Genomic DNA, 10893 nt, shown 5'->3' with positions numbered 1-10893 from the left:
TCAACTAAAGTTATTATCGATCCAAAGAGGGTTCCTCCAATAAAAACGCGTGATGCACCGCTTTTATTGGAGGAAAAGCATTTCTGACGTCGCCTGCTTAAATCAATTCCAGGATGTTCTCCAGTTCTTCCATGGAAAGGTCGTCATCCCCCAGGTCGCTCGGGGTCAACTCTCCTACTTCTTTTGATAGGCAATGGGCTATGGTGCCAAGCAAGTGTTTCCGATAGCTGTCTGCCAAGTTCGTAATGGTCTCTTCCTTGTACTGTAGACTGCTGTACCCAAAGGTAATCTGGAGCCTTCCATTTTCAATCATGCCGGAAATGTCCAACAGGAATACTCTCTCTGATTCTGGACTGAACAACTGCCCCGTTCCGAGTGGCGAGAATGATAAACCACCCGATTTCACATCCGAGTCAAATTGCCCCAGATAGTTAAAGCTGATTTGCGGCTGAAGACTAAATGGCAAGGATGGTTGGGTCGCACTTGTCGTCATCGTGCGTAAAATCTCATAGCCAATCCCTTTTTTCGGAATGTGGCGCAAGTTTTCTTTGATGTGCTTGATTTGATAACCAAAGTCCGCTGACTTTTCCATATCAAGTACAACTGGGAACTGGGAAGTGAACCACCCAATCGTCCGTGTCACATTCATTTCGTTCTGGATGTCTTCGCGTCCGTGACCTTCCAGATTGATCACAGCCCTGTTGATATTCGCCCATTCTTTCACGGTTAATCCCAGAGCGGTCAACAACAGATCATTTATCTCCGTATGATAGGCATGATGGACGTGACGTAACAGGTTTTCTGTCTCCGATGCAGTCAACTCAACCTTTACTGTACGCGTATGCTTTTGTTTCCGATCTGCTGTGACGAAATCGATTGGCAAAGCTGCGGGTTTGGTCGTGCTCTCCAGATTGTGCCAATACGTAACTTCCCGCAAAAGCTCTTCACTCTCTGCGTAAGTTTGCATTTGAGCCGACCAGTCCTTGAATGAATCCGTCTTCTTCGGCAAGACGATCTCCTGATGAAGGTGAGCCTGTGAATAGGCCGATGAAAAATCTTCAAACAAGATTCGCCACGAGACGCCATCCACTACCAGATGGTGGATCGCAATGAGTAAATGATCACCTTCTTTGGTTGAGAAGAGGCCCAAATGGACGAGCGGTCCTTGTTCCAAATCGATGCTGCTTTGGATGAAGTTAGACAATTCCAGAATGTGAGCTGCGCTGTTTGCATGTTCCCTCAAATCAAATGAGTGGAAACGGAATAGTTCGTCTGTTATCCCTCGATTGATCTGCGTGCTGGTCCCATTTTCGTGTTTGTATACCATGCGCAACGCATCGTGATGCTCGATGATTTTATGGAAGGCTTGCTGAACAAGTGCTCCATCGAAGCCTTCTTCACGAAACAGCATGACAGCCTGATTCCAGTGGTGACGATCAGTGAAATTCTGCTCATAGAACCACTTCTGGATGGGGGTCAAGCCAATCTCGCCTTCTACGACTCCCTGATCACTTTCTCGGATGTTCGGCGTCACATGGACGACGACTTCTTCGATCGACGGATATTGGAACAGTTCCTTCATCGCAAGCGTCCAGCCTGATGCGTGCATGCGCGTGGATACCTGAATCGCTTTGATGGAATCTCCGCCAAGTTCAAAGAAGTTGTCTTTCATTCCGACTTGCTTGATTCCCAATACCTCTGCCCAGATCGTTGCCAGTAATTGTTCGAGTTCGTTTTGTGGTGCTTCATATTCTCGACCTGCATTCTGCTCCTGGCTTGGCTTCGGCAAAGCTTTGCGGTCAATCTTGTCATTTGGTGTCAACGGCATCTTTTCCAACTGAACAAAGAAGGAGGGAACCATATAATTTGGCAATTCTTTCCCCATAAATTCTCGCAGCTGTGCTGGTGTTGCTTCCCCTTCTGCCACATAGTACGCGCACAGGTAAGCTTGCCCGTTGTCATCCGTATGTGTGATGGCTGCCGCCTCTTTTATCGTTTCATAACGCAACAGAACACTCTCGACTTCACCCAGCTCCACCCGATGTCCGCGAATCTTCACCTGGTGATCGATTCTGCCGAGGTACTCGATATTTCCATCCGGGAGCCATCTAGCCAAATCACCTGTTCGGTACATCTTCTCTCCTGGCACAAACGGGTTGTCGACGAATTTCTCCGCGGTTAACTCTGGTCGATTCCAATATCCTCTCGCCAGTGCCACCCCGCTGATGCACAATTCTCCCATCTGACCAACAGTCTTCAATTGCATTTGTTCATCCACAATGTACAGCTTCGTATTCTGTACCGGTTTACCAATCGTAATTGTTTGGCCGACTGGTTCATGCGGTAAGGCTTTCCAGAGCGTCGCGCAAACGGTATTCTCTGTTGGCCCGTATCCATTGATATAGGTCACTTTCTCTTTCCATTGATCTATCAACGCAGTGGAAGATGAAGATCCGGCTGTTATCAGGATACGTAAAGTTGGGACGCGATCAGGCTCCAGATAAATGGCATACGTCGGCGGCAAAGTTAGAATGGTAATCCCATTCAGGCGGACGTACTCCTCAAATTTGCGGAAATCATTGATCGTCTCTCGGGAGAAGATGTGCAAGGTCGCTCCTGTCAAAAGAGCGATAAACATATCCCACACGGATGCATCAAAAGAGATACTCGCAAAATGTCCTGGCCGATCTTGTGGAGTTACCCCAAGCTGATTTCTGAAAACTGCTTGCAGATTGGCTGCACCTTTGTGCTCCAGCATGACTCCTTTTGGATTGCCAGTAGTACCGGACGTGTAAATGATATAAGCCAGATCTGACGGCTTGTTGATGCAAATCAAATTGTCAGTATGCGACGAATAGCTTCGTGCGTCGTCCAAATCGATAATTTCTGCCTGACTGGACACCTTGTGGAACAAGTGAGAATGCGTAAGCACAAGCTTCGACTGACTGTCCTCGATCATGTAGCGAATTCTTTCTTCGGGATAATCAGGATCGACAGGTAAAAAGGCTCCGCCCGCTTTTAAAATGGCAAGTGTTGCAATGACCATTTCCAAGGAACGCTCTACCATCATGACGACGATTTGCGAAGGACCTACTCCTTTTTCCCGCAATACCACGGCTAGCTGGTTCGCTCTTTCGTTAAGCTCTCGGTATGACATGCTCTTCTCTTCGAATACAATAGCCGTTTGATCAGGCGTATTTGCGGCCAGATGTTCATAGAGTTGTTGGATGGTTTTCTCTTCGTCGTATTCTCTTTCCGTATGATTGAACTCCACCAGCAACAACTGCTTTTCTTCTGCCGTCAGCATCTCAATCTCTTGAAGCTGCATATCTGGATTGGCTGTGACGTTTTGCAGGATTTGCAAGAAGTGACGTGACATTCTAGCTACCGTGTCTCTTCTAAAAAGCTTGGTGCTGTACTCTAAGCGGAGGAACAAGTCGGTTTCTCGCTCGGTCAAATGAAAGGACAGGTCGAATTTCGAAATGGCAAGCGCGCTGCCAGATTCATATGGACGATAGACCAGCTGATCCAGCGTTTTTTGGTATAAATCATCGGTTTGCAGGATGAACATCGTGTCAAACAGCGGGTTGCGTCCTGGATCACGTTGAATGCCGAGCTTCTCAACCAAGCTTTCCAACGGGTAATCCTGATGATCATAGGCATCCAGCGCGTTCTGCTTGACTTCCATCAGAAATTCCTTAAAAGTCTTATGGGCTGTCGGTTTGTTTCGGATGGCAAGCGTATTGACGAACATTCCGACAATCGGTTCCAGTTCAGCCCGCGTCTTGCCAGAGATTGGCGTACCGACGACGATGTCATTCTGCCCCGAATACTTCGATAGCAGCACATTGTAGGCAGCCAGCAATACCATAAACAAGGTCGTTTTCGTCTCTGTCGCGAGCGCGTGTAAAGCTTGCAACAGTGATTGATCTGTTGAAAGCGCGATATGGTCACCTTCAAAGCTTTTCACAGATGGTCGCGGAAAATCTGTCGGTATCTCCAATACAGAAATGTCTCTCGCAAACGTATTCAGCCAATAGTCTTCCTGTTTCTTGAAGTCATTGGACTCGTACAGGCGCTTCTTCTGCCAGACAGAAAAATCCTTATATTGGATGCGCAACTCAGGCAAGTGTTTGCCTTGGTACAATTCGGCCAGCTCGTTGAATATGATCGTGACGGATGAGGCATCTGCAGCGATATGATGCATGTCATAAAGGAGAAGATGGCGTTCATCCGAGATTTTCACCAAGCCCATGCGAATGAGTGGTGGAACAGAAAGATCAAACGGACGGACAAACGAATGGAAAATGTCGTCGATCTGATGTTCTTCTGCTGTCCGATACTCGATTTCCACTTCCACGCGGTCGTGAATTTTTTGAACGAGCTCATCTCCCACCATCTCAAATGATGTTCTCCAAATCTCATGGCGGTCTACCAGAGCTTGCAGGGCATACGCTAATTGCTCACGTACCAGTTTCCCTTCCAACATGATCATGCCAGGCGTATTGTAGCTGATACCCGCTCCTTCCAGCTGATGAAGCACGTACATACGCTGCTGGGCGGATGATACCGGATAGTAGTCTTGCGGCTCTGCTGGTTGAATCGAAATATCTGATGCATGCTCGCTGTGCTCAATCAACTGGGACAAGGCCCGAACGGTAGGCTGTTCAAAGAAATGCTTCAAAGGAAGATCGATTTGAAACTCCCGATGCACATGCGCTACTACCGTCATAGCTTTTAAGGAATGGCCACCCAGCTCAAAAAAGTTATCCATCACACCAATACCGGAGATGCCAAGGACGTTTTCCCAAATCTTTGCGAGTGTTGCCTCTACTTCATTAGCAGGTGCGACATACTCCACACTTGTTGTAGGCTTTCCTTCAGGCTTCGGCAAGGCTTTGCGATCGATCTTGCCATTTGGTGTGAGCGGGAAAGCATCCAGTTGAACCAGATAGGTTGGTACCATATACGCTGGCAGTTCTTGAGATAAATGTGCTCGAAGCGCCGCTTCAGAGATGGTTTCTTTACCGGTGAAATACGCCGTCAGATACGCGTCTCCGCTTCCATCCTGATAGGCAACGACAATCGCTTCATTTGTCGTTTCATAGCTGAGCAGAACCGATTCGATCTCCCCGATCTCAATCCGGTATCCTCTCACTTTTACCTGTTCATCCAAGCGTCCTGCGAATTCAATCGTTCCGTCAGGGAGCCATCTGCCAAGGTCGCCTGTCTTGTACATGCGTTCACCCGGCTCAAATGGATTGGTAACAAACTTCTCCTCAGTAAGTTCTGGTTTGTTCCAATATCCACGTGCCAAACCGAGTCCGCCTATGCATATTTCTCCCACTACACCGATTGGTAACAGCTGGTGTGAATGGTCCACGATGTATATGCTTGTGTTTGCAATTGGCCGTCCAATGGTGATCGGAGCATCCGGCAGTGTATCGCACAAATAGGTAGCGATAACGCTACTTTCTGTCGGACCGTACGCATTGACAGCAATCATCTGCGGATTCATCTCTTTGCACATCTCAACTAGCTTCGGTGATAGCTTTTCTCCTCCGAGCACAGCCATTTTCATCGGACTGATATCTTCGGAAGTGCTGCATTCCAAAATCGCCTGGAACAAACTTGGCACGCATAACGTGTAGCTGCAACTCCATGTTGCGATCAGATTCTTGAGCGCTATCGGATCTTTTGCTTCTTCATCCTTCGTCAAGACAACTGTTGAACCGGATAGAATCAACGCAAAGAAGGTAAGGACAAAACCATCAAAGGCAAAGGATAGAGCCAGCAAACCTCTGTCATGGACAGATAGGGCAAACTCTTCTTTGTTCCACGTCACACTGTTGACAATTCCTCGGTGCTCCACCATGACCCCTTTTGGCCTGCCTGTCGTACCAGATGTGTAAATGATGTAAGCCAGATTGGTAGCCGTATGTATCGGATTCAGGTTTGTGGTAATACGAGAATAGTTACTCTTATCCTCCAGATACAGGCATTCCACGCTATCCGCAATCTTTGTTCCAAGATGCTCTTGGGTAAGCACCAGACGGGCTTCGCAATCTTCCAGCATATACGCGATGCGATCATTCGGATACTCTGGATCGATCGGCACATACGCTCCGCCAGCCTTGAGAATAGCGAGGATTCCAATCACCATTTCCAAGGAGCGAGTTGTCATAATCCCAACGCTTTGGTCAGCCTTCACTCCTTTTTTCCGCAATGTGCGTGCAAGCTGATTGGCTCTCTTATTGAGCTCCTCATATGTCAATCGTTTGTCTCCGCAAACCAACGCGATATGATCAGGTGTTTTCAGCACTTGTTCTTCAAATAACTGTGGAAGTGTGCTTTCCAACTGAACAGGCTTGAATGTGTCGTTGAAATCGACCAGCAATTCCTGCTTTTCTGGCTCGGTTAGCATCTCCATCTGATAGAGAGCCAAGTCCATGTTCCGGATGACTTCTTGCAAGATTTGGAGATAATGTCGCGACATGCGCTCGATGGTCTCCCTCTTGAACAGCTTGGTGCAAAATTCAAAGCAGAACATAAGACCGGCATGGTTTTGGGTTGCTTCGAGCGACAAATCGAATTTCGCCATTTTGCCCTCTGGCATGTAAGGCGTCACTGTCATGCCTTCGATCGCGATCGGATCGGCATCCATGTTTTGCAAAATGAACAAGGTGTCAAACAATGGGTTGCGGCTTCGATTTCGATTAACCGCCAGCTTTTCGACGAGCTCCTCAAACGGGTAATCCCCATGTTCAAATGCAGCGAGTGTATTGTCCTTCACTTCTCGTAAAAATTCCTTGAAGCTTTTGGTTGCCACCGGCTGATTTCTCAGTGCCATCGTGTTCACAAACATGCCCGTTATGCTTTCCGTGTCAGGGTGCGTTCTTCCAGCTGTCACGGTTCCGACAACCATGTCTTCTTGCCCGGAGTATTTCGCGAGTAAAACATGATAGGCTGCCATTAACACCATGTAGAGTGTAGTACCAGTATCGGTCGCTACTCGCTGCAAACCTTCCAGCAGCTGTTTTTCTGAGCAGAATAGATAACGTTCACCCTCAAAGCTTTGAATAGAAGGTCGAGAGTAGTCCAAAGGCAGGTTCAAAACCGGGATTTCACCAGCAAAACGCTCGGTCCAATACGCTTCCTGTTTTCTGAATTCGTCTGTTTCTGCCAGACCTTTTTCCCACACCGCGAAGTCTTTATATTGAATGCGTTGCTCTCGCAAGGATTTGTCTTGATAGAGCTGCGCAAGATCATTCAGGATAATTTGCGAGGACACGCCATCCGAGATGATATGGTGCATATCGACGATTAAGACATGGCGCTTCTCTCCCAGTTTGACCAGTCCAACCCGACTTAATGGAGCTTTTTCCAAATCAAACGGACGCATGAAATCCATGATGACTTGATTCAAACGTTCTTCTGTCGCTTCCATGTAGGCGATTGGCAGCTTGCATTCCTGATGGATGCGTTGAACCGGCTCGCCGTTGATGGTATGAAAAGAGGTTCGCAGCGATTCATGACGACTCACGAGGCTGGAAAAGGAATGCTCCAGCTGCTGCCCATTCAATTCCCCATCGAGTACCGTCACAACGGGCAGATTGTAAACCGTACTAGCCGGATCAAGCTGGTTTAAAATGAGCATGCGTTTTTGTGCGGAGGATACAGGATAATGCTCTTGCATGACGACCCGCGGAATAGCGAGATACGTTCCTGTCTCTTCACCTTCCACATACTTGGCAATTTCTTGAATGGTTGGTCGCTCAAACAATACGCGAAGCGGTACATCTGCTTGGCAGTCTTTTTGCATCCGGGAAATGAGATGGATCGCTTTTAGCGAATGACCACCCAGCGTGAAAAAGTTATCCTGAATGCCAATCGGCGACACGCCGAGTACGTTTTCCCAAATCGCTGCCATTTTCTGTTCCAGTTCTGTGGTCGGGGCGAGGTACTCCGCTCCAGTAGAAGCATTCCCCTCAGGTATGGGCAAGGCTCTTCTGTCTGTTTTTCCATTCGGTGTGACCGGAATCCGCTCCAGGTTTATAAAGAACGAAGGGATCATATATTCAGGCAGCGTTCGGGATAAGTACGTACGCAGCTCTTCGTTGCTGACTTCCTCTGTCAAAACGACATAGGCGCACAAGTACTTTCCACCAGTCTCATCGGCTCTGTCGATGACTACGGCTTCCTTGATTAAGGCGTGGTTGAGCAAGTGCGATTCGATCTCTCCCAGCTCGATGCGATGCCCCCTGATTTTTACCTGATGGTCGATCCGCCCTAAAAACTCGATATTGCCATCCGGCAACCAACGGGCCAGGTCACCCGTTCGATACATTCTTTCGCCTGATTGATACGGGTTCTCGAGGAATTTCTCCGCAGTCAGCTCCGGATTGTGCAAATACCCTCTTCCTACGTTCGCACCAGCGATATACAGCTCTCCAACAATGCCTTCTGGTTTCATTTGCAGCTTTTCATCCAGGATATAAATGCCTGTGTTGCTGATCGGTTTTCCGATTGGCGGCAGCTCTGGTATATCCATGCTTGGGTCCATCGTGTAGGTGGTTACCACATGTGTCTCCGACGGCCCGTAATGATTGTGTAAAAATACGTGTTGGTTTCGCAGATATTTCTGTAGCTCATGGGTGACGACGAGCTGTTCCCCTGCCGTGATTATGTGCTTGACGCAGCGCGGGAAGCTTTGTGCATAATCTTTTTCGTTAAAGATAAATTTCAAGAACGATACAGGGAGGGACAAAATGCTGATCTGTTTTTCCTGGATAAAAGCAAATAGTTTTTCAACATGGCGTCTCATCTCATTCGTGATGAGATAGAGCTGTCCGCCGGAAAGCAGCGTGGAGAAAATCTCCTGGTAGCAAACATCAAAGCTGCATGTGGTATACTGCAATACTTTTTCATGAAAATCGATGTTCGTCTTGGTGAACGTAAAGTTCATCAGATTTGCCATGTTTTTATGCTCAAGCATGACGCCTTTTGGTTTCCCTGTCGTTCCTGAGGTGTAGATGATATAAAACAAGTCATCTGAATGATTGATCATTTCAACAGACGCACTGCTCTCTTCCCATATAACTGGAGCGCTGATGTCTATTTTTTCAGTAGAAGCAGAGACTTTCTCTAGTAGATGATGTTGGGTCACTACCAATTGAATCCCGCTATGTTCGAGCATGTAGGCAATTCGTTCTTCAGGCAGCTCCGGATCAATCGGGACAAACGCACCACCGGCTTTCAAAACCCCAAGAATTCCTACAATCATCTCGATGGAACGATCCATCATCGTACCGACTAGACTGTCTGCTGCAATCCCTTTTCTACTCAAAAATCTGGCGAGCTGATTGGACTTCTCATCTAGCTCCCGATATGACAGCTGCTGATCTCCGAATACGACAGCAACCTGATCCGGTGTTCTTTCTACCTGTTCCATAAAGAGCTCGTGCATGGTTTTCGCTGGGTAGGCATCAGAAGTATCAAGGTTTCTGGCTATCAGTTGCTGTTTTTCTGCTTCTGTCAGCAAGGTAACTTCTTGAAGGGCTACCTTCGGATTGTTTGCCACGCAAGCCGCGATCTGCTTGAGGTGGCCAGCCATTTTTTGGATAACGACTTCGTCGAAGACAGCAGCATTGTAATCAAACCGTATCGCAATCTCTTCTTTGGGCATTACCATGACGGTCATGTCATAATTGGTAGGCTCAAACATCTCCACATCGGAAATGGTAAAGCCTACTTGCTGAGTCGCTGTCTTTTTCTGCAAGGCATCCACTAACGGATAGTTTTCAATGACCATCAGGTGATCGATCAAATCTTGCTTCAATACGGAATCGTTTTGAATATCGTACAAAGGCACATGCTCATATGACTGGGATTTCAGTGATCTCTGGTGCACATCCTCTATCAAGTCTGCAAAGGTTTGATCGTTTTTCGCTTGAATGCGGAATGGAATGGTATTGATAAACAACCCAACCATTTTGTCGATTCCGACGATTTCAGTTGGTCGCCCGGATACAACAGAGCCAAAGAGCACATCATTCGTAGAGTTATAGGATTGGAGGAGAATCCCCCATAAGGTTTGAATCACAGTCGGCAAAGTCACTTGATTTTGACTCGCGATCGCAGACAACTGCTGCGTCAGCGAACGGTCCAGCACAAAACGATATTGTGCTGGTAGAAAGGCTTTGCTAGAAGACTTCCCTAATTTCGGCAAGGAAGTTTGCTGTTCAAACTGTTCCAGATAGTCTATCCAATATGAGAGAGCAGCCTGTTTATCTTGCTTTTCCAGCCATCGAATAAACTGACTGTATGGCTGCACCGGCTCAAGGGAGATCGGAGCACCGTTCTTTAAGGATAAATAGACGGAAAGCAAGTCATCAAAAATAATGCTGAAGCACCAACCGTCCATGAGTATGTGATGGAAACTCCAGATGACTTGGTATTCGCTTTCCGTCATTTGGAAAATAGCCACTCTCATCAACGAATCTTTCGCCAGATGAAAGGTCTTCTCTTGGTCATTCCTTTTGTATTGCGTATAGCGGTTCTGCTTTTCTTGCTCGTCGTATGCAGTTAAATCGCAAAATAGGATAGGAATGGGCCGTTCCTTCAGGACAACCTGCAAAGGCTGCTTTAATTTTTCATAGAGAAACAGCGTACGGAACACATCATATCTCTCTACCAGCACATGCAAGCTATTGGTAAACAAACCAACATCAAGATCGCCCTGAATCGAAATGGACATCTGTACAAGATGAGAGTTATGTTCTTCATCTAGCAAGGCGTGAAATAACATTCCCTCTTGCATGGGCGTCAATAAATACATATCTTGTACTTGTTCTTTGGTAAATACGCTCATTCCGGCACCTCGATATCAACATT

General features: G+C 47.2%; 1 protein-coding gene. It reads right to left on the bottom strand.

The window, feature by feature from the left end:
* Positions 1-97: 97 nt before the first annotated feature.
* Positions 98-10870, bottom strand: a complete 10773-nt coding sequence (gene tycB / locus ACFYU8_RS03260) for a tyrocidine non-ribosomal peptide synthetase TycB (RefSeq protein WP_390295864.1) — start codon at positions 10868-10870, stop codon at positions 98-100.
* Between the last annotated feature and the right edge of the window lie 23 nt (positions 10871-10893).

Origin of the sequence: Brevibacillus sp. NPDC003359, assembly GCF_042878995.1 — a bacterium.
Lineage (GTDB): Bacteria > Bacillota > Bacilli > Brevibacillales > Brevibacillaceae > Brevibacillus.
The sequence above is the reverse complement of the archived record's forward strand: the minus strand, read 5'-3'. Positions and strand labels throughout refer to the sequence as shown.

Bases quoted from the DNA above. Each gene is read 5' to 3' on its own strand.
- tycB (WP_390295864.1), bottom strand. From the start codon at position 10,870: ATGAGCGTATTTACCAAAGAACAAGTACAAGATATGTATTTATTGACG.